At 59.4% G+C, this 22,852-nt stretch carries 16 protein-coding genes; 10 read left to right on the top strand and 6 right to left on the bottom strand.

Annotation, left to right across the window (positions count from 1 at the left end):
- Positions 1–53: 53 nt before the first annotated feature.
- The 3 genes from QZ511_RS05070 (at position 54) to cysB (ending at position 2,827) form a co-directional block, all read left to right on the top strand.
- Positions 54–734: a TetR/AcrR family transcriptional regulator gene (locus QZ511_RS05070; RefSeq protein ID WP_295799919.1), complete on the top strand. Its 681-nt coding sequence runs from the start codon at positions 54–56 to the stop codon at positions 732–734.
- Positions 731–1,639 (top strand): 5'-nucleotidase, encoded by a 909-nt coding sequence (locus QZ511_RS05065; protein ID WP_295799915.1) that lies wholly within the window; start codon positions 731–733, stop codon positions 1,637–1,639. The genes QZ511_RS05070 and QZ511_RS05065 overlap by 4 nt, the downstream gene beginning before the upstream one ends.
- Positions 1,640–1,852: 213 nt before the next feature.
- Positions 1,853–2,827, top strand: a complete 975-nt coding sequence (gene cysB, locus QZ511_RS05060; RefSeq protein ID WP_295799910.1) for an HTH-type transcriptional regulator CysB — start codon at positions 1,853–1,855, stop codon at positions 2,825–2,827.
- A gap of 46 nt (positions 2,828–2,873) precedes the next feature.
- Here the strand turns inward: cysB and QZ511_RS05055 are convergent, their stop codons facing one another.
- From QZ511_RS05055 to QZ511_RS05045, 3 genes are all read right to left on the bottom strand, one after another.
- Positions 2,874–3,152: a hypothetical protein gene (locus QZ511_RS05055; RefSeq protein ID WP_295799907.1), complete on the bottom strand. Its 279-nt coding sequence runs from the start codon at positions 3,150–3,152 to the stop codon at positions 2,874–2,876.
- Positions 3,153–3,318: 166 nt separating this feature from the next.
- Positions 3,319–4,677: an aminodeoxychorismate synthase component I gene (gene pabB, locus QZ511_RS05050; protein WP_295799902.1), complete on the bottom strand. Its 1,359-nt coding sequence runs from the start codon at positions 4,675–4,677 to the stop codon at positions 3,319–3,321.
- Positions 4,678–4,864: 187 nt separating this feature from the next.
- Entirely contained in the window at positions 4,865–5,704 is an 840-nt protein-coding gene (locus QZ511_RS05045; protein ID WP_295799899.1) for a pyruvate, water dikinase regulatory protein, read from the bottom strand.
- Positions 5,705–5,909: 205 nt separating this feature from the next.
- Between QZ511_RS05045 and ppsA the strand changes: the two genes are divergently transcribed.
- The 5 genes from ppsA to QZ511_RS05020 all read left to right on the top strand — a co-directional run bounded on the left by ppsA (position 5,910) and on the right by QZ511_RS05020 (position 14,802).
- Positions 5,910–8,276, top strand: coding sequence for a phosphoenolpyruvate synthase (gene ppsA / locus QZ511_RS05040; RefSeq protein ID WP_295799896.1), 2,367 nt, complete (start codon positions 5,910–5,912; stop codon positions 8,274–8,276).
- Between the two features lie 556 nt (positions 8,277–8,832).
- Positions 8,833–9,405 carry a L,D-transpeptidase family protein gene (locus tag QZ511_RS05035; protein WP_295799892.1) on the top strand — a complete coding sequence of 191 codons (573 nt, stop codon included), beginning with the start codon at positions 8,833–8,835 and terminating at the stop codon, positions 9,403–9,405.
- A gap of 163 nt (positions 9,406–9,568) precedes the next feature.
- Entirely contained in the window at positions 9,569–10,078 is a 510-nt protein-coding gene (rraA, locus tag QZ511_RS05030) for a ribonuclease E activity regulator RraA (protein WP_295799888.1), read from the top strand.
- A 201-nt stretch (positions 10,079–10,279) separates the two neighbouring features.
- Positions 10,280–12,493: an acyl-CoA dehydrogenase gene (locus QZ511_RS05025; protein WP_295799885.1), complete on the top strand. Its 2,214-nt coding sequence runs from the start codon at positions 10,280–10,282 to the stop codon at positions 12,491–12,493.
- 56 nt (positions 12,494–12,549) lie between these two features.
- Positions 12,550–14,802 carry an acetyl-CoA hydrolase/transferase C-terminal domain-containing protein gene (locus tag QZ511_RS05020; protein WP_295799883.1) on the top strand — a complete coding sequence of 751 codons (2,253 nt, stop codon included), beginning with the start codon at positions 12,550–12,552 and terminating at the stop codon, positions 14,800–14,802.
- 12 nt (positions 14,803–14,814) lie between these two features.
- Here QZ511_RS05020 and pta read toward each other — a convergent pair whose 3' ends face one another.
- The 3 genes from pta to QZ511_RS05005 form a co-directional block, all read right to left on the bottom strand.
- On the bottom strand, positions 14,815–16,950 hold the full coding sequence (gene pta / locus QZ511_RS05015) for a phosphate acetyltransferase (RefSeq protein WP_295799880.1): 2,136 nt from the start codon (positions 16,948–16,950) through the stop codon (positions 14,815–14,817).
- A 5-nt stretch (positions 16,951–16,955) separates the two neighbouring features.
- A complete protein-coding gene (locus QZ511_RS05010; protein ID WP_295799877.1) occupies positions 16,956–18,191 on the bottom strand; it encodes an acetate kinase in 1,236 nt (411 codons plus the stop codon).
- A 166-nt stretch (positions 18,192–18,357) separates the two neighbouring features.
- Positions 18,358–19,956: an isocitrate lyase gene (locus QZ511_RS05005; protein WP_295799874.1), complete on the bottom strand. Its 1,599-nt coding sequence runs from the start codon at positions 19,954–19,956 to the stop codon at positions 18,358–18,360.
- A gap of 187 nt (positions 19,957–20,143) precedes the next feature.
- Here QZ511_RS05005 and QZ511_RS05000 point away from each other — a divergent pair, with 187 nt between their 5' ends.
- Positions 20,144–21,079, top strand: coding sequence for a LysR family transcriptional regulator (locus QZ511_RS05000; RefSeq protein WP_295799869.1), 936 nt, complete (start codon positions 20,144–20,146; stop codon positions 21,077–21,079).
- A 108-nt stretch (positions 21,080–21,187) separates the two neighbouring features.
- The coding region (locus tag QZ511_RS04995) for a malate synthase G (RefSeq protein ID WP_295799866.1) at positions 21,188–22,852 on the top strand (1,665 nt) is incomplete at its 3' end.

Raw genomic sequence — 22,852 nt, 5'->3', positions numbered from 1 at the left:
GCATCGCGCCGGTTTTTTTGTTAAAAAGGGGCTTGAACAGAAAGGAACCGGAAGTGTCGACTGCAGAGCAAAACCGACGTAGAAACCAGCTCGCGCCGCGCCGGGCCCCGGTGCAGGCCAGGGCGCGGGAGCGCGCGCGCCAGATACTGGATGTCACCGGCCGCCTGCTGGAGCAGGTGGGACTGAATGATCTCACCACTATCCTGATCGCCAAGGAGCTGGGCGTTTCGGTGGGCTCGGTCTACCACTACTTTCCCAACAAGCACGCCATCCTCTACGCCATGGGCGAACAGTGGCTGGCAAGCCTGACCGAGCGCCTGGATGATCTGGCCACCAGCGACCTGGAGCAACTGGCGCTCGAAAATTTTCTGGATGATCTGCTCGAGCGCTGGCTCTCCGTATACCGCGAACAGCGCGGCCTGTTGCCACTGGTACAGGCGATGTGGGGCATCCCCGAACTGCACGAGCTGGACCAGCGCCACGATGAACTGGTAATCAACCACCTGGTGGAGATGTTCAGCCGTATGGGCTTTAGCTGTCCGCCCAACGAGAGCAATCGTCTTGCGCGGGCCACCCTGGAAACCTGCCACGCGATGATGCTGGTGATCGTGAACCAGGAGGGGGTTCGCTCCCAGCGCACCCGGGCGGATCTGCGCAACATGCTGATGGTGTTGCTGGAACCCCATCGCAACGATACCCGGCCATCCGGGCTGGACGATGTGGAGGCACCGTGAGCAGCTCCGCGGATACAGGCAAACTCATCATCGCGATTTCCTCGCGGGCGCTGTTCGACCTGCGCGAGAGCCACAAGGTCTATGAAGAGCAGGGGGTCGAGGCGTTTGCCGCATATCAGATCGAGCGCGAGAACGATGTGCTGCCCAGGGGCGATGCCTTCGCGCTGGTGGAAAAGTTCCTGCAGATCAACGAGCGCCTGGAAGGCGCGCCGCGGGTAGAGGTTGTCCTGTTGTCCCGCAACAGCGCCGACACCGGCCTGCGGGTGTTCAATTCCATCGAGCATTACGGGCTCAACATCAGTCGCGCGGCCTTCTGTAATGGCGAGAGCCCCTACCGCTATATCGCCCCGTTCGGTTGCCACCTGTTCCTATCGAGCGACGGCAGTGATGTGCGGCGCGCGCTGGAGCAGGGAATTGCCGCGGCAACGCTGATTCCCGGCGGCGCCAGGGAGCGGGGTGACGACATCCTGCGTTTTGCGTTTGACGGCGACGCGGTTATTTTTTCCGACGAGGCCGAGCAGATTTTCAAGCGCGACGGTCTCGCCGCATTTACCACCGCAGAGCGGGCTTCTGCGAAAAAACCCCTCGGCGGTGGTCCCTTCAAGGGCTTTCTCGAAGCCCTGCAAAAGCTGCAGGCGGAATTCCAGCCCGAGCAGTGTCCCATTCGTACCGCACTGGTTACAGCGCGTTCGGCGCCGGCGCACGAGCGGGTTATCCGCACGTTGCGGGCGTGGAATATCCGCATTGACGAGTCCGTATTCCTCGGCGGCTTGCCGAAAGGGGAGTTCCTGCGCGCTTTTGGCGCCGACGTGTTTTTTGATGACCAGCCTGCCCATTGCGCCTCGGCTGCAGAGCATGTCGCCACCGGCCACGTACCCCACGGTATCGCCAACGCGGAAAATTGATTGGCGCGCTAATCTCCGGGGTGCTTCTGTCGGGGTTGCAAACCGAGCACCAATGCACATCTTCGCTGTTGGCTCGCAATAACAATCGCTGCTATGCTTTTCGCGAATAAAGTCATAGACTTTTTATAACCAGTACGCGGCGCATTTTTGAGCGATTTGCGGGTACAGTTTGCTGGCAGGGGTAGCCCGCAGCGCGATTGACAGGGAGAAACTATGAAGCTGCAGCAGTTGCGTTATATCTGGGAAGTGGCACACCACGACCTCAACGTTTCTGCCACGGCGCAGAGCCTGTTTACATCCCAGCCCGGTATCAGTAAACAGATCCGGCTGCTGGAAGATGAGCTCGGGGTGGAGATTTTTGCCCGCAGCGGCAAGCATCTTACCCGGGTGACACCTGCGGGTGAGGCGATCCTGAAAACCGCCGGCGAAATCATGCGCAAGGTGGAAAACATCAAGCAGGTGGCGCAGGAGTTCAGCAATGACAAGCGCGGCAGCCTGGCCATCGCAACCACCCACACCCAGGCCCGCTACGCCTTGCCACCGGTGATCAAGAGTTTTATCGCCCGCTACCCGGAAGTATCCCTGCATATGCACCAGGGTACACCGATGCAGATCTCGGAAATGGCCGCAGACGGCACCGCGGATTTTGCCATTGCCACCGAGGCGCTGGAACTTTTCAGTGACCTGGTGATGATGCCGGTATACCGCTGGAACCGCTGCATTCTGGTGCCGAGAGATCACGAGTTGTGCCAGGTATCCAAACTCACCCTGGAAGATGTGGCGCGGTTCCCGATCGTCACCTACGTATTCGGATTTACCGGGCGCTCGAAACTGGATGAGGCGTTTTTGGAGAAAGGACTGTCGCCCAAGGTGGTGTTTACCGCGGCGGATGCGGATGTCATCAAGACCTATGTGCGGCTGGGGCTGGGCATTGGCATCGTGGCAGATATGGCGGCCGTGGAAGATGAAGACAGCGACCTTGTGGCGCTGGACGCCAGCGAGCTGTTTGAATCCAGCGTGACCAAAATCGGTTTCCGCAAGGGGATTTTCCTGCGTGGATTCATGTACGAATTTATCCAGCAGTTTGCGCCGCACCTGACCCGGGAGCTGGTGGACAAGGCCGCACAGGCCTCGTCCCGGGCCGAGGTGGATGAACTGTTTTCCCACCTGGAGCTGCCGGTATACTGAGGTGAGCCGGCGTTACCGGAAAAAATGACTGGTGGCGGGCGCTGGCCTAGCGCCTGCCGTCGATGATCTCTTTGACAAACTTGAAGTAGACGGTATACACCAGCGGTTCCTTGCCGTCTTCTTCGACCACAAAAAAGGGCGCACGCTCGACTTGCAGTGACTGCGCCAGCTGCATGCCCGCACTTTGCGGATCTCTCTCATCGGCAATCAGTACCTGGTCCAGGTATTTTTCCTGATCGTTTTCCTTCAGTTTCTGTTCGACATCATTGCATTTCGCACACAGTGAGCCGTCGGCGAGCACTTTCTTTACCAGGGTAATATGCATCTTTGGGTGTTACTGCCTTGTAATTTGCGCTGTCAGGCCTCGGTAGCCTGACTGTTACCAGTGGGTGCCGGGCAGGCACGCCGCCCAGCCTGGCGCAAAATCTAGCAAAGCGAAAAGTTTGAGGGAAATACCAAAGGGCGATAGCGCTATAACCGTCGCTGTTCGTTCAGCCTCGGGTGTTAGTGTTCGCGTGTGTGCGGAAAGTGGCCTCCAGGGTATGTAGCAGTAATCGCACTTTGTCGAGACACTCCTGGTGCTCCGCCGCGGGGTCTGAATCCGCAACGATGCCGCCACCGGCGGCACATTGCAGTTTCCCCCGGCTTGCTGTCAGGGTGCGGATGGCGATATTGCTATCGGCCCGTCCGCAGCTGCTGAGATAGCCGATGGAGCCGCAATAAATGCCCCGCGGACTCAGCTCCAGCTCGCGAATGATTTCCATTGCACGCCGTTTGGGGGCGCCGGTAATGGAGCCGCCGGGGAAGCATGCGTCCAGTACCTGTGCAAACTCGACGTCCCCCGGCAGCTGGCCGGTGATGGTACTGACCAGGTGGTGCACATTGGCGAAGCTCTGCACCGCGAACAGCTCCGGAACCCGTACGCTGCCCTGTTTGCAGACCTTGCCAAAATCGTTGCGCAGCAGGTCCACGATCATCAGGTTTTCCGCGCGGTCCTTGCTGCTGCTGGCGAGGCGGGTCGCCGCCTCTGCATCCTGTTGCGGGTCGGCATGGCGCCGCGCGGTGCCCTTGATGGGCTCGGTTTGCAGCTGGTCCCCGTCGCCGTGGATGAAGCGCTCCGGGGACAGGCTGAGAATCTGCCCCTGGGGTAGTGAGAGATAGGCCGAGAAGGGGCCCGCGGCGGCTTCCCGCAGCGCCAGGTAGGCGGCCAGTGGATCGCCCTCGCAGTCGGCGAAAAAGCGCTGGGTAAAATTGGCCTGGTAGATGTCGCCGGCGCGGATATATTGCAGGACCCGTGCGACCTGGGCCTCGTACTGGGGCCTGGTGAACTCGTGGCGGAAAGCGGAAGTCAGCTTGAAAGTTTCGGTGCGGGGTGTCGCGCTCCAGTCCAGCGCCTGAAAACGCGCGGTCAGGTCCCGCTGTTGATGCCCGGCGCAGGCCGGGTGAAACACCAGGTGTGTCGCCTGCAACTGGTGATCGACAATCAGCGCCCAGGTATAGAGCCCGAAAAAGCCCGCCGGCAGTGGCGTCTCACGGGTGTCCGGGGGCAGAAAGTTACCGCGATTACCCAGCTCGTAACCCGCGTAACCGATGGCGCCGCCGCAGAACGGCATCTGCGTGTCCATATCCTGTGGCGCCAGTTCGCACATCAGGTCGTCCAGCTGTACAAACGGGTCCGGGCAGTCCGCAGTCAGGGATAGTTGGGCCACCGGGTCCGCGCTGATGATGTCAAAGCGACCACTGCGGGCGCGGGGCCTTCCCGAGTCCAGCCACACGGGTAGTGGGAGGTCGGAAATGGCGGTCAATGCCTGCGGGGTATTCGCAGAATAGGGCAGGGAAACGATTCGCAAAACGGTACCTGGGCGGATGGCCAACTTCTCTATCGCTGCAATAGCGCTGCGATCACGGTAATAGGGGCCTTTTGGGCGGCGCTACTTTACCTGAATTCCCGGTCAATTTCTCACTTGCAGCCAGCGGTGTGGCTGTAGCGCCGAATGCGGGGCGCCACGCCCGGGATCGCAGTGTCACTCTTTAAATCTAGCCAATCCTGCGCTCGATACCGGCCTGGGACATCAACCGGGTGGCGAGTTCTTCCACGGAGAGCTCGGTTGCATCCAGATACGGCACCTGCGCCCGTCGCAGCATCTGCTCCACCTGGCGCACTTCAAACTCGCACTGTTCCGGGGACGCGTAGCGGCTGTTGGCGCGGCGCTCCTGGCGAATGCTCATCAGGCGCCGGGGATCAATGGTGAGGCCGAACAGCTTGTTGCGATAGGGGCGCAAAATCTTTGGCAGCGCAGTGGTGTCCATATCCTCTTCGGTAATCGGATAATTGGCGGCACGCAGGCCGAACTGCAGGGCGAGATAGAGGCAGGTAGGCGTTTTGCCGGAGCGGGATACGCCCACCAGGATCACGTCGGCGGTTTCAAACTCGCGGGTACGGCGGCCGTCGTCGTTGTCCATCGCATAATGTACTGCGTCGATGCGCTCACTGTAGCGGCGGTCGTCGGCGATTCCGTGGGATACGCCCACGGTTCGTGCAGGGTCGGTGCCGAACAGGTTGGCGAGTGGTGCGAGGTAACTTTCAAACACGTCCAGCATCAGCGCCGAGCTCTGGTGCAACTGTTTGCGGATCTGGTCGGACACGATACTGGTGATAATGATGGGTTGCAGCCCGGTTTCGGTGGCGGCGCGTTCGATACGCTGTAAAACCTGATTTACCTTTTCCGCGGAGTCCACGTAAGGGAGCGTGACCTGCTCCACGTGCTGGTCGCGAAACTGTGCCAGTAGACTGTGCCCGATACCTTCTACGGTCAGGCCGGTGCCATCGGAAATGAAGAAAGCGGTGCGTTTACGCTGTTGTTGTTCTGCATGCATTGGCCGAGTGTCTCCAAAAGGGTTCAATGCGGCGCTCCATGGTATCCCAGTGGTGCCCGCGGAGGGAAACGCGGGACTGTTCCTTTGGTGTTTTGTAGAAAAATTACAACAGAAATCGGCCTGTTTTGCGGACATTTACGGGGTATTATTTACAAAACCCATCCTTATAATCTCCGCCACCACAGCAGTTGCAGAGGGCACTCCATTGACCACATACACTCTCGAGTTCGCCAAGCTCGGCATGGCGGATGTCGACAAGGTCGGCGGCAAAAACGCATCTCTTGGCGAGATGATTTCTTCGCTTGCCGGAGCCGGTGTTAGCGTACCGGGCGGTTTTGCCACAACCGCAGAAGCCTTCCGTGAGTTCCTCTCCAGCGCGCAGCTGGATAGCCGGATTGCCAAGCGCCTGTCAGACCTGGACGTCGAAGACGTCACCGCACTGGCCACCGCCGGCGAGGAAATCCGCCAGTGGCTGCTGGATACGCCTTTCCCGGCACAGCTGGAGGCGGAGATCCGCGCCGGTTATGACGCGCTCGGTGGTGGTGAGACTGCGGTGGCAGTGCGCTCTTCCGCAACCGCGGAAGACCTGCCGGACGCCTCCTTCGCCGGGCAGCAGGAAACCTTCCTGAATATCCGCGGTATTGATGCAGTGCTGCAGGCGGTGAAAGAGGTTTTTGCCTCCCTCTACAACGATCGCGCTATTGCCTACCGGGTGCACACCGGTTACGCGGATGTGGGCGTGGCGCTGTCGGCGGGCATCCAGCACATGGTGCGCAGTGAAACCGGCGCCTCCGGGGTCATGTTCACCCTGGATACCGAGAGCGGCTTCCGCGATGTGATCTTCATTACCGCAGCCTACGGTCTCGGAGAAACCGTGGTCCAGGGTGCGGTTAACCCGGATGAATTTTACCTGTACAAGCCCGCGCTCGAAGCCGGTCGACCTGCTATTTTGCGCCGCAACCGCGGCAGCAAGGCGATCAAGATGGTCTACGACGAGAGCGGTGAATGTGGTCGTTCGGTCAAAACGGTGCAGGTGGCGGAGGCCGATCGCCTGCGCTTTGCACTGAGCGAAGCAGAGCTGACCGATCTGGCGCAACAGGCGCGCAAGATCGAGGAGCACTACCAGCGCCCGATGGACATCGAGTGGGCCAAAGATGGCGACAGCGGCAAGTTGTACATCGTACAGGCGCGCCCGGAAACTGTCCGCTCCCGCGACAGTGGTACCAGCATCGAACGCTACAAACTGCACGAGCGCGGCGACATCCTGTGCGAGGGGCGCGCCATTGGTCAGCGCATTGGTGCCGGCCGGGTGCGCGTACTGGAGTCCGTGGAAGACATGGCGATGATGCAGGATGGCGAAGTCCTGGTGACCGACATGACCGACCCGGATTGGGAACCGGTACTGAAGAAAGCCAGCGCCATTGTGACCAACCGCGGTGGCCGCACCTGTCACGCGGCGATCATTGCCCGCGAGCTCGGCATCCCGGCGGTGGTGGGCTGCGGCGACGCCACCGAAAAACTGTCCAGTGGCACGCCGGTAACGGTCAGCTGTGCCGAGGGGGACACCGGATTTGTGATGGCGGGCGAGCTCGACTTCGAGCGCTCGTTGACGGAAGTGGCCGACATGCCGGAGCTGCCGTTCAAAATCATGCTCAATGTGGGCAACCCGGATCGCGCCTTCGCCTTCAGCAATCTGCCCAACCAGGGTGTCGGCCTCGCGCGACTCGAGTTTATCCTCAATCGCATGATCGGTATTCACCCCAAGGCATTGCTGGAGCTGGATAACCTGCCGCAGGACCTGCAGAAGACGATCCGCAACCGTATCGGCGGTTACGCCTCGCCGGAAGAGTTTATCGTCGAAAAGCTGGTGGAAGGTATTTCCACCCTGGCGGCGGCATTTGCGCCCAACCGCACCATCGTGCGCCTGTCCGACTTCAAGTCGAACGAGTATGCACACCTGGTGGGCGGCCAGATGTATGAGCCCAGCGAGGAAAACCCGATGCTCGGTTTCCGCGGTGCGGCCCGTTACCGCTCCAAGGATTTCCGCCAGTGCTTTGCGCTGGAATGCCGCGCGCTGAAAAAAGTCCGCGACGAAATGGGACTCACCAATGTGGAAATCATGGTGCCCTTCGTGCGCACGCCGGACGAAGCGCGCCAGGTGGTGGAACTGCTGGAAGAGAATGGTCTCAAGCGCGGAGAAAACGGTCTCAAGGTCATCATGATGTGCGAGCTGCCATCCAATGCATTGCTGGCAGACGAGTTCCTGCAGTACTTTGACGGTTTCTCCATCGGTTCCAATGACCTGACCCAGCTGACCCTCGGCCTCGACCGGGATTCCGGACTGGTTGCAGAGCTGTTTGACGAGCGCGACCCGGCGGTGAAAATGCTGCTGTCCCGCGCGATCCAGGCCTGTAAAAAAGCGGGAAAGTATGTGGGTATCTGTGGACAGGGGCCGTCAGACCACAAGGATTTCGCCCAGTGGCTGATGGAGGAGGGCATCGACAGTGTCTCCCTGAATCCGGACACCGCGGTGGATACCTGGCTCTACCTGGCAAACCAGCAGCCGGATTGAGGGCTCTTGTTTGCCGGTTCCCCGAGGGGAAAACCCAAGCGGCCTTCGGGCCGCTTTTCATTTTTCTACAAATTTTCTCGTTGCGTATCTCGCCGAACATTTCGTTGGGTGTGCATATTTCGTGCACAAAGTGATTTATCAAGCAGCGGTGGAATTTATCCGAAAAACTTTGTTCTCCCCGGATAGCGCAATCGGCGGCCAGCGTTTCAATTCCCCGTTGGATTCCGCCTTGGGAACCGGCTATTCCCACGCTAAGTAGATTGCCCATCACCATAAAAATCGCCCCCTTCAATAGACATTCAGTCTAAGCGTTCGCCGCCATCTCAATAGAATCGAATTAGCCCCAGTTTTATCCGCAACCCTGTCGGCCCGGGCAACTGTTTACCCGGCCTTTCAAGCAAAATGCGGGACCTTGCGCGGGCCACCATTACGAGTAGTGAAAAGAGGTGCGATCATGCGAAGCAGAGAGCAAATTGTTCGGCATTGGATTGAGTTGAATACGCAAGTGGCAAGCGGACAGCAAAAGTCTGCAGGGTGCGCAGTTGCGGCCGGGCAGTTGGCCGGTAGCCCGATTTCACCTGCGGTGTGGCTGACGTTTATCAAGGGGCTGCTGGTTGCGCTCTGTATTGCTGCCGCACTTCCCGCCGCTGCCAATACCGGAGTAAACTGGTTTGATGAGGCTGCGGCCGCAAGTTCTTCCGCACCGCCTTCCATCAGGATCAACCTCTCAGAGCAGAAGGCCTACTTTTACAAGGGGAGTCGTCTGGTAGGTGTGTCCTTTGTCTCCTCCGGTAAATCCGGGTTCCGAACCAGTCCGGGTCATTTCCGGGTGCTGGCGAAACGACCCAACCACCGTTCCAGTATCTACGGCAGTTTCGTAGACCGGAATACCGGCCGCGTGGTGAAAGCGGATGTGGACACCCGCAAGCATCGCCGCCCCCCGGGCACCTATTATCGCGGTGCCAAAATGAACTACTACATCCGTTTTAATGGCGGTATTGGTCTGCACGCATCCGGCCATGTACCCCGCTATCCTGCCTCCCATGGTTGCGTGCGCATGCCCCCGCACATGGCCCGTAAATTCTTCCAGTATTCCCGTGTCGGTATGCCGGTACGCGTGAGCTACTGATGCGGCAGGTAAGGTCGTAACCGAAACTGTTTGGCGAGGACGGATGCCGGGTATTATCCATCAGGGTGATACCCGGCATTTGTCGTTGAGCGCTGCATCAACGGGTCTTCAACGCTAGTATCGGAGCTGGATTTTGCTCATTGAATGATTGAAAGGAGGCATCATGCCCGGTTCACCTGCCAATACCCATTCCAGTCAGTTCGCCACCCCGGACCTGTGCGACGAATTCGCCGATGAGGTGCAGGTGGTTGAACCGATGTTCGTCAGCTACGGTGGCCGCGAACGGTTTGGCGGGGAGATTGTTACCATCAAGTGTTTTGAAGACAACTCCCTGGTGCGCGAACTGGTGGCGGAAGATGGCTCGGGAAAAGTGCTGGTGGTGGATGCCGGCGGCTCCATGCGCCGCGCCTGCCTGGGGGACATGCTGGCGGAAAGGGCGGTCAGCAATGGCTGGGAAGGCATTGTGATGTACGGCTGCATTCGCGATGTCGACGCTATCGGTGTTCTCGATCTGGGTGTGCATGCGCTGGGGGCGCATCCAATGAAAACGGAAAAGAAAGGCATCGGCGAGCGGAATCTCGCGGTGACATTTGGCGGGGTAACCTTCACGCCAGGGGACTACCTGTACGCCGACAACAACGGCATTATCGTCGCACCGCGGGCCCTGGCCTGAGCTGACGCAGGTTGCAACACGGTTGCCCCTATTGCTAACTTGGTTATTGCCTATAGTTGCAACGATAGAGTTAATTGCAACGATGGCATGCGTTGCATGAACGGAATGTGTTCGGCAAATACACATATCCCATGCACATATCCCTCATCCATGGGTCGGGAATCTCCAGGGCCGTGGCCGAAGCCAATCAAAGGATAAGCAATGAGCAACCTGCGCCAGAAATGGATTACCGCGCCGCTCCTGAACTGGATCAAAAAAGTATTGCCGCCGATTTCCGACACTGAACGGGAAGCGATGGAAGCGGGGGAGGTATGGTGGGACGCCCAGTTACTGTCGGGTAAGCCGGACTGGAATCAGTTGCTCGATATGGGACCGCCGGAACTGACGGACGCGGAACAGGCGTTTCTCGACGGCCCGGTGGAAGAGCTCTGCCGTATGGTGGACGACTGGAAAATCACCCATGAAGATTACGATATCTCCCCGGAACTCTGGGAATTCCTGAAGAAAAACCGGTTTTTCGGCATCATTATTCCGGAAGAGTTCGGTGGGCTCGGGTTTTCCCCCACCGCGCACGCGCAGATCGTTACCAAGATCTCAACCCGCAGCACCACCGTGGGCGTCACGGTTATGGTGCCGAACTCCCTCGGACCCGGCGAACTGCTGATGGCACACGGTACCGAGGAACAGAAGAATCATTTCCTTCCGCGCCTTGCCGACGGGCGTGAAATTCCCTGCTTTGGCCTCACCAGTCCGGAGGCCGGCTCCGATGCTGCCGCCATGGTGGATCGCGGCGTGGTCTGCTACCAGGAATACAACGGTGAGCGGACCCTGGGGATGCGGGTCAACTGGCACAAGCGCTATATCACTCTGGGACCGGTCGCCACCATTCTCGGTCTCGCCTTCAAGTTGTACGACCCCGAGCATATTCTCGGGGAAGAAGAGGAGCTGGGAATCACCGTGGCACTGGTGCCGACGGATACCGAGGGGGTGACCATCGGCCAGCGCCACCTGCCGGCGATGCAGGCATTCCAGAACGGTCCCAATTGGGGTAAGGATGTGTTTATCCCCATGGACTGGGTCATCGGCGGGCAAGACAACATCGGTCACGGCTGGCACATGCTGATGAGCGCCCTGGCTGCAGGGCGCGGTATCTCGTTGCCGTCGTTGTCGACGGGCGGCGCCAAAATGGCCGCGCGCACGACCGGCGCCTATGCGTCAATCCGCGAGCAATTCGGTATTCCCATCGGCAAATTCGAAGGCGTGCAGCGGCGTCTCGCGGAGATCGCGTCGATCGCCTATGTGCTGGACTCGGCGCATAAAACCACTACCAGGGCGCTGGACCAGGGCCGAAAGCCGGCGGTCGTGTCGGCGATCATGAAGGCTCACGCCACCAACGGGTTGCGCCAGGCGGTCAACGACGCCATGGATATTCACGCCGGCAAGGCAATCATGGACGGACCGCTGAATTACCTGGGCAATGTCTACCGCGCGGTACCGGTGGCAATTACCGTGGAAGGCGCCAATATCCTTACCCGCAGCCTGATGATCTTTGGCCAGGGCGCTATCCGCTGCCATCCGTATCTGTTGCAGGAAATGGAGGCCGCTACCAACGACAACCGGGAGGAGGGGATCAAGGCGCTGGATGCACTGCTGCCGAAACATATGCTGTTCCAGCTCAAGACCTTCTGTCGTGCGGTGTTCCACGGCTGGACCGGTGGCCTGTTTGCGAGCAGTCCAAAGGGCGTGGGCGATGCCGCCAAGTACTACCGGCAGATGAACCGTTATTCCGCGGTACTCACCCTGGTAACCGAGATCTCGCTGATGTCGCTGGGAGGGGCGCTGAAGCGCAAGGAGCTGATTTCCGCCCGGCTCGGCGATGTACTCAGCGAGCTGTATCTGCTCAGCGCCATGCTCAAGCGGTTCAAGGATGATGGCAGCCCGCAGGGTGATCGCCCGCTACTGGAATTTGCCATGCGCGCGGGGATGCACAATATCGAGGTAAGCCTGCTGGAAGTGTTCCACAACTTCCCGATGCGCTTTGTCGGACAGGTGATGCAGTTCTTGACCATGCCCTGGGGGCACAGTATCCGCATGGCCTCGGACCGCCAGGCGCGCGCCTGCGCTGAACTGATCATGGAGCCGGGAGAATCCCGCGATCGTCTCACCCAGGGCGTTTTTCTCGGCAATGAGGGCGACGGTGTCGACCTGGTGGAAAAGGCCTTCCTGCACAGCCACGAAACGGCGGATATCCGCGCAAAAATGAAAAAAGGCGGTGTGCGGGCCCTGGATGACGAGTCAATCGACGCTGCGGTTTCACAGAAACTGATCAGTGAGGAAGAGGCGAAAAAGATCCGTATCACGTCGGAAGCGGTACACAAAGCGATACAGGTGGACCACTTTGAAAAACTCACCTGAATCCCGGTCTTTCAGTGTGATTTCGGCAAGGCGAAAGCAAAAGGCTGAATAAACAGATGGCTGGCAGCAAAGGGACACCGACGAGACTTCATGCCGCAGACGACTGTGTCGATGCGCTACTGGAGCGGGTGGGTAAGAAGATCGTACTCGGGCTGCCACTGGGGCTTGGCAAGGCCAACCATTTTGCCAATGCACTGTTTGCGCGGGCACAGCAGGACGCGGAAATTAGTCTCACCATCTACACCGCACTGACCCTGGAGCGACCCCGCGCCAGTAGCGAACTGCAGCGCCGCTTCGTGCAGCCACTCCTCGACAGGTTGTATACGGATTACCAGGAGCTCACCTATACCCAGGCCCGGCGCAAAAATCTGCTGCCGGACAATATTGAAGTGTGCGAGTTCTTTATCCAGCCCGGAAGCTTCCTCCACAACCCCACCGCCCAGCAACAGTATGTCAGCGCCAATTACACCCATGTGCCCAGGGACCTGCTGGATCGCGGCGTGAATGTGGTTGCGCAGATGGTTTCGCCGGCGCCGGACCGCAGCGACAGTTTCAGCCTCAGTAGCAATCCGGATCTCACCCTGCCATTACTGGCGTTGGCCAAAGAGCGGGGTTACGGTCCAATTGTACTGGTGGGCGAGGTCAACCCCGAGTTGCCATATATCGGTCGCGATGCGGAACTGCCAGCTGGGGACTTCGACTTCCTGCTGGAAGGTGAGGGGATGCAGCAATCACTGTTCCCGGCGCCGAATCCGCCAGTGGGGCTGACCGAATACGCGCTCGCGTTGCATATCGCCGGCCTGATCCGCGACGGCGGTACCCTGCAGGTGGGTATCGGTGCGCTCAGTGATGCGATCACTCATATCCTGCGCCTGCGCCACTGCAATAACAACGAGTACCGGGAACTGCTGCAAACCCTGTGGGAAGATAAAGACGGCCAGCTGTGTCGGTTGCCGTTGGAACTGGATGAATTCAGGCTGGGGCTGTATGGCGCCAGCGAAATGGTGCCGGAGGGATTTCTTCACCTGCGCAAGGCGGGGATCCTCAAGCGGGCAGTGTACCCGGACCCGGTGATCCAGTCGCTGATCAACAGCGGCAGTATCTCGGGAGAGGTGGACGAGGAATTGCTGCTCAAGCTGCACGATGCCGGGCGCATTCAGTGTCCACTGACGGAAGAAGATACCAATTATTTACAGCGACTGGGCGTTATCGACCCGAGCTACAGCTGGCGGGGCCACCGCTTTCTCGACAAACACGGCGAGCTGGAAGAGTGCGATCTGCACAGCAGCACCGGGCGCAGAAAGCTGCTGGGGGAATGTGCCGGGCGCAAACTGCCGGGAGCGACCTGGCTGCACGGTGGCTTTTACCTCGGATCCAATGCGATGTACCGCGCGCTGCGGGAAATGCCAGAAGATGAGCGTGCCGGCTTCAATATGACCGCCATCGATTTTATCAACGATCTGCAGCAAGACCGCGCACTCAAGGTCGCCCAGCGACAGGATGCCCGCTTCGTCAATTCCGCAATGATGGTAACCCTCACCGGATCGGTGGTGTCCGACGGGCTGGAAGATGGGCAGGTGGTGAGTGGCGTGGGCGGGCAGTACAACTTTGTTGCCCAGGCCCACGAGTTGACCGGGGCGCGTTCGATAATCGCCGTACCCAGTACCCGTATCGCCGGCGGGAAAACCCGCAGCAACATTGTCTGGCAGTATCCCCACTGCACCATACCCCGGCACCTGCGGGATATGGTGGTCACGGAGTACGGCGCTGCGGATTTGCGTGGGAAAACCGATCGCGATGTGATCGCGGCAATGCTGTGTATTGCAGACTCCCGTTTTCAGGACGCGCTGTTAAAACAGGCTAAAAAAGCGGGCAAGATCGAGGCAGGCTACGAGATTCCCGCGGCCTTCCACAACAATACCCCGCAACGGTTGCAAAAAGTGTTTGAGCAGGGCCATCGCCTGCGCAACCTGCCGTACTTTCCTCTGGGTACGGATCTCACCGAAGAGGAGGCCCGCCTGGCCATTGCACTCAAGGCGCTGAAAAGCCACAGTCGGAAAATCTGGCAGATGTGGCCGGTCCTGCGTGACGGCAGGCGCAGCTGGAAGAGTGACAGGCCAGAGCACGAATCCGTTGGGCGCTGTCTCGAGCGCATGGCCTTCACCTACACCGACAGTTACGAACACCGCCTGGAAGCGTATCTGGTGGCGGGCGCACTGGTGCACTTCGTGGATTCCCGCAGGCCGCTGGGAGAGACCGCTGAAGCCGCAGGGGAAACCGGCCAGCAGCACCAGCCCGCCGGGGAATGACGGCGTCGGCTTTCAGTTCTGGCTGGCCTGGATAGCGGTCAGGGCGATGGTGTAAACAATATCGTCAACCAGGGCGCCGCGGGACAGGTCGTTCACCGGCTTGCGCATACCCTGCAACATGGGGCCGATACTGATCAGGTCGGCACTGCGCTGTACTGCCTTGTAGGTGGTGTTGCCGGTATTCAGATCCGGGAAAATAAATACCGTGGCTCGCCCTGCCACCGGGCTGTCGGGCGCCTTCTTCTTTGCCACATTTTCCATGATCGCGGCGTCGTACTGCAGCGGCCCGTCGATGATCAGGTCCGGGCGCTTGTGTTTTGCCAGCTCGGTCGCTTCACGCACCTTGTCCACGTCGGAACCGGTACCGGACGTGCCGGTGGAATAGCTGATCATCGCCACCCGCGGCTCGATGCCGAAGGCGGTTGCGGAGTCCGCGGACTGAATGGCGATGTCTGCCAGTTCCGTGGCATTTGGGTCCGGATTGATTGCGCAATCCCCGTACACCAGCACCTGGTCCGGCAACAGCATAAAAAACACCGAAGAGACCAGTGCGGCACCGGGCGCGGTCTTGATCAGTTGCAGGGCGGGGCGGATGGTATTGGCGGTGGTGTGCACGGCGCCGGATACCAGTCCGTCCACCTCACCCTGGGCCAGCATCATGGTGCCGAGCACAACGTTGTCCTGCAGTTGCTCCTTGGCCACGATTTCCGTCAGTCCCTTGCCCTTGCGCAATTGGACCATGGGCTCGACGTATTTGTTGCGCGCCGTTGCCGGGTCGATGATTTCCACCTTGTCACCCAGTGCAAGTCCCTGCTGTTCGGCCACGCGGTGGATTTCCTTGGGGTCGCCGAGTAGCACCGGTCGTGCAATACCGCGCTCGGCACAGATGAGGGCCGCCTTCACCGTGCGCGGTTCGTCTCCCTCCGGCAGCACGATGCGCTTGTTGGCCTTGCGTGCAAGTTCTGTAAGCTGGAAGCGGAAGGCCGGGGGAGACAGCCGTTTGGGCCTGTCGGATTCACTGCTCAGGGATTCGATCCAGTGGTTGTCGAGGTGGCCGGCAATAAAGTCCTGTACCTTTTCAATACGCTCCAGATCATCGGTGGGGGTTTCCGTATTGAAATGCTGCAGTTGCAGTGCGGTCTGCCAGGTATTGGTGTTGACCTGAATCACCGGCAGCCCGGTGTCCAGCGCGGGCGCACACAGTTTGCGCACCATGGGCTCGATGTAATATCCCCCGGTCAACAGCAGACAGCCGATTTTCACCCCGTTCATGGCCGCAAGGCACGCCGCCACAATCACATCCGGGCGGTCACCGGAAGTGACCAGCATGGCGCCGGGCTCAAAACGGTAGATCATATTGCCCAGGGAGCGGGAGCAGAATGTGATGCTGTGTAGCCTGCGGGTATCCAGTTCACCGTAATTGAGCACTTCCGCACCGAAGTGATCCGCCAGGTCTTTTGCCCGGGGCGCTACCAGGTCTGCATTCCACGGGATACAGCCGATAATCGGCAGCGGACTTTTGCCGAACAGGGCGAGTATTTCCAGGTTGCCGCGGCGCGCCTTGGGCGCTTCGAATACGCCGGTAATATCTGCGCCCGGGGCATCCGGTACTTGTGTCGGTGCGCCCACCTTATTGACGATACAGCCCACCACGCGACCGGACTCGACACCGCCGAAAGCTGCCATCGCCAGCTCCAGGCGGTCTTTCAGTTGCTGGGTGGAATCCAGGTTCGGGCAGACCACCAGAACGATTTCCGCATCCAGGGCCTTGGCGATCTGCAGGTTCAGCTGTGAGGCGAACTGGTTTTCCGCATTGGGAACCAGCCCCTCCACGATGGAAACATCGGCTTTGCTGGCGCCCTCGCGAAAGCGGGCGAGAATATCCTCCAGCAGCGCGGAGAGGTCGCCGCGGCTGATCAGGGATTCCGCGTGGTACATTGAGCAGGAGTCCGGCACTTTAAGGTCCGACGCCCGGCGCAGAATTTCGTTGGAGCGATCGTGATGTTTCTCGTTCTTGACCGTTTCCGCGACCGGTTTGTAGAAGCTGACGCTGACGCCATTGCGTTCCAGCGCCCGCAGCGTACCCAGGCTGACCGATGTAATTCCGACGCCCGCACTGATGGGGACCAGCATGATGGTACGTGACATCCCGACTACTCCCGGCTCACCGAATCGCCGTTGGGCTGCTCGGGTGGCACCAGGGCGGCGGCATCGCGGGCGATTACCCACTCTTCATTGGTGGGAATGACCAGTACCGCCGGGGAATTGTCCCGGTGAATGCCGCCTTCCTCCCCGAATCTGGCCAGAAGGTTTTTTTCCGGATCGAGGTGGTATCCGAGACACTGCAAGTGCGCGAGTACCTTTTCCCGGATCAGGCTGGAGTTTTCACCGATACCTCCGGTGAACACCAGGGCATCGACATCCGTGAGTGGCACATAATAGGCGGCGATATATTTCGCCAGCCGGTAGCAAAAAATTTCCAGGGCGAGCACCGCACCGCTATGTCCGTGTGCCGCCGCCTGTTCCAGCTCGCGGCAGTCGTTGCTCAGTTCGGAAATACCGAGCAGACCACTTTCCTTGTTCAGCAGATCGTTGATCTGTTTCACCGAGTAATCCAGACGGCAACCGAGGTGCATCAGCAGGCCGGGGTCGACGTCGCCACTGCGGGTGCCCATGACCAGCCCCTCCAGTGGCGTCAGCCCCATACTGGTATCCACACTTTTACCGTTGCGAATTGCCGTGATGGATGCGCCGTTTCCCAGGTGGGCAGAAATGATGTTCACCTCATTGAAGGCCAGGTTGAGCAGCTCCGCTGCGCGGGCCGCCACATAGCGGTGGCTGGTACCGTGCATGCCGTAGCGGCGAATACCGTGATCGCGATAGAGACTGTAGGGCAGGGCGTAGATATACGCATGCCGGGGCATGCTCTGGTGAAACGCGGTATCGAACACCGCGACTTGCGGCAGCTCGGGAAAGGCACTGCCCGCGGCCTCGACACCCGCGAGGGCGGCGGGATTGTGCAGCGGGGCCAGGGCACTGCATTCGCGAATGGCGTCGGTAACTGCCTGGTTGATCAGCACGGAATGGGAGAACTTCTCACCGCCGTGTACCACCCGGTGGCCGATGGCAACCAGATGCGATTTCAGGGACGGTTCCCGCGCAATTATCTCGTCCACCAGTAGCTGGATCACTGCACCGTGTTTTGCCTGCGCCGGCAGGTTTTTCGCGATGCTCTCACCGTTGCGCTTCCATTTGACCCGTGAGTCTGCCTGTCCCAGTGCTTCGCCAATACCACTGACCAGCGCCCGCCCACTGCGGGGGTCGACGATGGCAAATTTGAGGGAAGAACTGCCGCAGTTCAGTACGAGTACATGGCTGGAGTTCTGCATATCTCACGCCGGCTGGATTTCGCGCATGTGTTAAGACTAGTTCAGGTTTGCGCCAATCAGACTGGAGAGGGAAATAGAAACCAAAAAAAGGGCCGCTAGTGCGGCCCGTCACAATGGGTGAAGCGATTCTCAGGGATAAGGAAGAATCTGCTTCCGGCAAATCGGCTCAGCCGAACTGGTTCATGGTGTTGTCTTTACCGGCCGCTTTCAGCGCAGCTTCACCGGCGAAGTATTCCTTGTGGTCGTCACCCATGTCGGAACCGGCCATGTTCTGGTGCTTGACGCAGGCGATACCTTGGCGGATTTCCTTGCGCTGCACACCTTCCACGTAACCCAGCATACCTTTCTCGCCGAAGTACTCTTTCGCCAGGTTGTCGGTGGACAGCGCAGCGGTGTGGTAGGTCGGCAGGGTGATAAGGTGGTGGAAGATACCCGCCTCACGGGACGCATCCGCCTGGAAGGTACGGATCTTCTCATCTGCCGCCTTGGACAGTTCGCTACCGTCGTACTCGGCACTCATCAGGCTGTCGCGGTCGTAAGAAGAAACGTCTTTGCCTTCTTCTTTCCACGCGTCGAATACCTGCTGGCGGAAGTTCAGGGTCCAGTTGAAGGACGGACTGTTGTTGTAAACCAGCTTGGCATTCGGAACCTGCTTGCGGATTTCGTCCATCATGCCGCCGATCTGGCGCACGTGGGGCTTCTCGGTTTCGATCCAGATCAGGTCGGCGCCGTTCTGCAGGGAGGTCACGCTGTCCAGCACGCAGCGGGCTTCACCGGTGCCCTTGCGGAACTGGAACAGATTGGAAGCCAGGCGCTTCGGACGCAGCAGCTTGCCTTCACGGTTGATAATCACATCGCCGTTCTGGAGGTCACCGGGAGCCACTTCTTCGCAATCCAGGAAAGCGTTGTACTGGTCACCCAGGTCGCCGGGTTCGTTGGTTACGGCAATCTGCTTGGTGAGGCCGGCACCCAGGGAGTCGGTGCGGGCAACGATTACGCCATTTTCTACACCCAGCTCGAGGAATGCGTAACGCACGGCGCGGATCTTGGCCAGGAAGTCCTCGTGGGGCACGGTTACCTTGCCGTCCTGATGGCCGCACTGCTTCTCGTCGGATACCTGGTTTTCGATCTGGATACAGCAGGCTCCGGCCTCGATCATTCTTTTCGCCAGCAGGTAAGTGGCTTCCGCGTTACCGAAACCGGCATCGATATCGGCGATGATCGGTACGATATGGGTAACGTGGTTGTCGATCTTGTCGATGGTCGCTTGCTCGGCCGCTTTGTCGCCGGCGTCACGGGCGGCGTCCAGTGCGCGGAACAGGCCGCCCAGCTCGCGGGCATCGGCCTGGCGCAGGAAGGTGTATAACTCTTCGATCAGGCCGGAAACCGCAGTTTTCTCGTGCATGGACTGGTCCGGCAGCGGGCCGAATTCGCTGCGCAGGGCCGCAACCATCCAGCCGGACAGGTACAGGTAGCGGCGGTCGGTCTTGCCCTCGAAATGTTTCTTGATGGAAATCATTTTCTGCTGGCCGATAAAACCGTGCCAGCAACCCAGGGACTGGGTGTACTTGGTGCAGTCCTTGTCGTAGGCCTCCATGTCTTTGCGCATGATATCCGCGGTGTAGCGGGCGATATCCAGGCCGTTCTTGAACTTGTTCTGCAGGCGCATACGGGCGACGGATTCCGGGCTGATAGCGTCCCAGGAGCTGCCATTGGCGTCGCACAGTTTGGCTGCCTTTTCGATTTCTTGAGAGTAGGTAGACATGGCTGATTCCTCGAAAGGTGACTGCAAGTAGGTGTTGCGTATCCTAGGAGTGATGGCATAATTTGGCTAATTTATTGTTGTTATTTCCGCTATACAAGCGGTGAATACATGGCAAAACCCAAGTAATTCTGCGATCCGTCACCCCGGCTGGAGTGGCGCCGCAGTCAAGTTTCCGTGAGTACTGCCGATGAATCTGGAACGAGCCGATCTGAACCTCCTGGTATACCTCGATGTGCTGCTGCGCGAGCGCAATGTGACCCGCGCGGCCAACCAATTGGGGCTGTCCCAGCCGGCCATGAGCAACGGTCTCAAGCGCCTGCGGGAACTGTTTGCAGATCCGCTGCTGGTGCGCACCCGCGAGGGCATGATGCCCACCGAGCGCGCCATGGAGCTGCAGCCCATGGTGCGCGAGGCACTGGCCGCGATCGACCAGGTGATTCAGCCGAATCGCGAGTTCGAGCCCGCGGAAGCCCGCCGCACTTTTCGCATCATGGCCAGTGACTATGCGGAATCCACACTGATTCCGCCGCTGCTGAAGCAGTTGCGCGTATCCGCTCCTGGTATCAGTTTAGACATCATGACGCCCAGTGACGTGAGCTTTGTAGATGTGGAACAGGGCAAGGTGGACATGGTGATCAACCGCTTTGACAGCATGCCGCAGAGCTTTCATCAGGCGACCATCTGGAGTGACAGTTTCTCCTGTGTGATGCGCGCGGATAACCCGATCCTCGACGACTACAGTCTGGAAAGTTATCTCGAGGCCCAGCACATCTGGGTGAGCAAAACCGGTATGGGGGTCGGAGTAGGGGTGAACCCGGAAGACGTGCAGCGCCTGGGATGGGTTGACGAGGCCATTGGGCGGGCGGGCAAAAAGCGGGATATCTCCGTATTCACCCGTCACTACCAGGTCGCCATGCTGCTGGCGGAACAGAGTGACCTGATTGTTACCGTCCCTACACGTATGGCGCAGCTTGCGGAGCGTAATCCCCGCGTGGTGCTCCGGGATCCACCCCTCAGCATCCCGCCGCTGGAACTCAAGATGGCGTGGAGCCCGCTACTGCAGCAGAGCGCCCCGCACCGCTGGATGCGACGCCTGATTCTCGATGTAGGGCGCCAGCTCTGATATTTGGTATTTATTCCCTGAATACCGAAGATTCCACCTATAAATTAGCGGCATGAAGGAACAAGTGTTTAGAATGCTGCGAAACTCAACAGTCTCAAGAGGCCAGACATGACGGAACGCGTCCGTATCGGCAACCTGCAGGTCGCCGCAGATCTTCACCAGCTCGTTAACGAAGAAGTGATTCCGGGTACGGACGTGAGCGCCGACGTGTTCTGGGCGGAGTTCGAGAAGATCATCGATGATCTGGCCCCGATCAATCGTCAATTGCTGGAGAAGCGCGACGCGATCCAGGCACAGATCGACCAGTGGTACCAGGACAACCCGGAAGGCTTCCGAGACCTTGAAAAGTACAAGGCCTTCCTGAAGGAAATCGGTTATCTGGTAGAGGCCCCGGCAGATTTTACGGCCACCACCGCGAACGTGGACCGTGAAATCGCCACCATGGCGGGTCCCCAGCTGGTAGTGCCGGTAATGAACGCACGCTACGCGCTTAATGCCGCCAACGCGCGCTGGGGCAGTTTGTACGATGCGCTGTACGGAACCGATGTGATTTCGGAAGCCGGTGGTGCGGAAAAGGGCACGGCGTATAACCCCGTCCGCGGAGACAAGGTCATTGCCTATGGTCGTAGCTTTCTCGACCAGGCGGCACCGCTTTCCGGCGCAAGTCACGGTGACGTAACCGCGTATCGAATCAACGGCTCACTGCTGGAAGCGGAACTCGCCAACGGCAAGGTGGCGGCACTGCAGAACAGCCGTCAGTTTTGCGGCTACACCGGTACCCAGGATGCACCGCAGTCGATCCTGCTGGAGAACAACGGCCTGCATTTTGAAATCCAGATCGATGCCAACAGCCCCATCGGCAAGACCGATCGTGCGGGCGTAAAAGACATACTGATGGAAGCGGCACTGACCACCATCATGGACTGCGAAGATTCCGTCGCGGCGGTGGATGCCGAAGATAAAGTGGTGGTCTACCGCAACTGGCTCGGCCTGATGAAGGGCGACCTGCAGGAAAAAGTACGCAAAGGGGATCGCGAAATCCTGCGCACCCTGAACGCCGACCGCGAATATTCCGCACCCGACGGCAGCGCACTTACGCTGCATGGCCGAAGCCTTTTGTTCGTGCGCAATGTCGGGCACCTGATGACCAATGACGCGGTGCTGGATAAAGACGGGAATGAAGTTCCGGAAGGAATTCTCGATGGCATGATTACCAGCCTGATTGGTATCCACGATCTGAAAGGCAGCGGACCGCACAAAAATTCCCGCTCCGGCAGCATTTACATCGTCAAACCCAAAATGCACGGCCCCGAAGAAGTTGCCTTCGCCAACACGCTGTTCAATTGCATTGAAGATGCGCTTGGTCTAGCCCGCAATACCCTGAAGATGGGGATCATGGACGAGGAGCGGCGTACCACGGTCAACCTCAAGGCGTGTATCGCCGAGGCAAAAGAGCGTGTGGCGTTCATCAATACCGGTTTCCTGGATCGCACCGGTGACGAGATCCATACCTCCATGTTGGCCGGTGCGATGATTCGCAAGGGCGACATGAAGCAATCCAGCTGGATCACCGCCTACGAAGACTGGAACGTGGACACCGGCCTGGCAACGGGCCTCAAGGGCCGCGCGCAGATCGGAAAAGGTATGTGGGCCATGCCGGATATGATGGCGGCGATGATGGAAGCAAAGATCGGCCACCCGCTGGCCGGAGCCAATACCGCCTGGGTACCGTCGCCAACGGCGGCCGCGCTGCCCGCATTGCACTATCACAAG

The organism is uncultured Microbulbifer sp., assembly GCF_913055755.1.
GTDB lineage: Bacteria > Pseudomonadota > Gammaproteobacteria > Pseudomonadales > Cellvibrionaceae > Microbulbifer.
The sequence above is the reverse complement of the archived record's forward strand: the minus strand, read 5'-3'. Positions and strand labels throughout refer to the sequence as shown.

Bases quoted from the DNA above. Each gene is read 5' to 3' on its own strand.
- cysB (WP_295799910.1), top strand. From the start codon at position 1,853: ATGAAGCTGCAGCAGTTGCGTTATATCTGGGAAGTGGCACACCACGAC.
- QZ511_RS05055 (WP_295799907.1), bottom strand. From the start codon at position 3,152: ATGCATATTACCCTGGTAAAGAAAGTGCTCGCCGACGGCTCACTGTGT.
- QZ511_RS05045 (WP_295799899.1), bottom strand. From the start codon at position 5,704: ATGCATGCAGAACAACAACAGCGTAAACGCACCGCTTTCTTCATTTCC.
- rraA (WP_295799888.1), top strand. From the start codon at position 9,569: ATGCCCGGTTCACCTGCCAATACCCATTCCAGTCAGTTCGCCACCCCG.
- QZ511_RS05025 (WP_295799885.1), top strand. From the start codon at position 10,280: ATGAGCAACCTGCGCCAGAAATGGATTACCGCGCCGCTCCTGAACTGG.
- QZ511_RS05020 (WP_295799883.1), top strand. From the start codon at position 12,550: ATGGCTGGCAGCAAAGGGACACCGACGAGACTTCATGCCGCAGACGAC.
- pta (WP_295799880.1), bottom strand. From the start codon at position 16,950: ATGTCACGTACCATCATGCTGGTCCCCATCAGTGCGGGCGTCGGAATT.
- QZ511_RS05010 (WP_295799877.1), bottom strand. From the start codon at position 18,191: ATGCAGAACTCCAGCCATGTACTCGTACTGAACTGCGGCAGTTCTTCC.
- QZ511_RS05005 (WP_295799874.1), bottom strand. From the start codon at position 19,956: ATGTCTACCTACTCTCAAGAAATCGAAAAGGCAGCCAAACTGTGCGAC.
- QZ511_RS05000 (WP_295799869.1), top strand. From the start codon at position 20,144: ATGAATCTGGAACGAGCCGATCTGAACCTCCTGGTATACCTCGATGTG.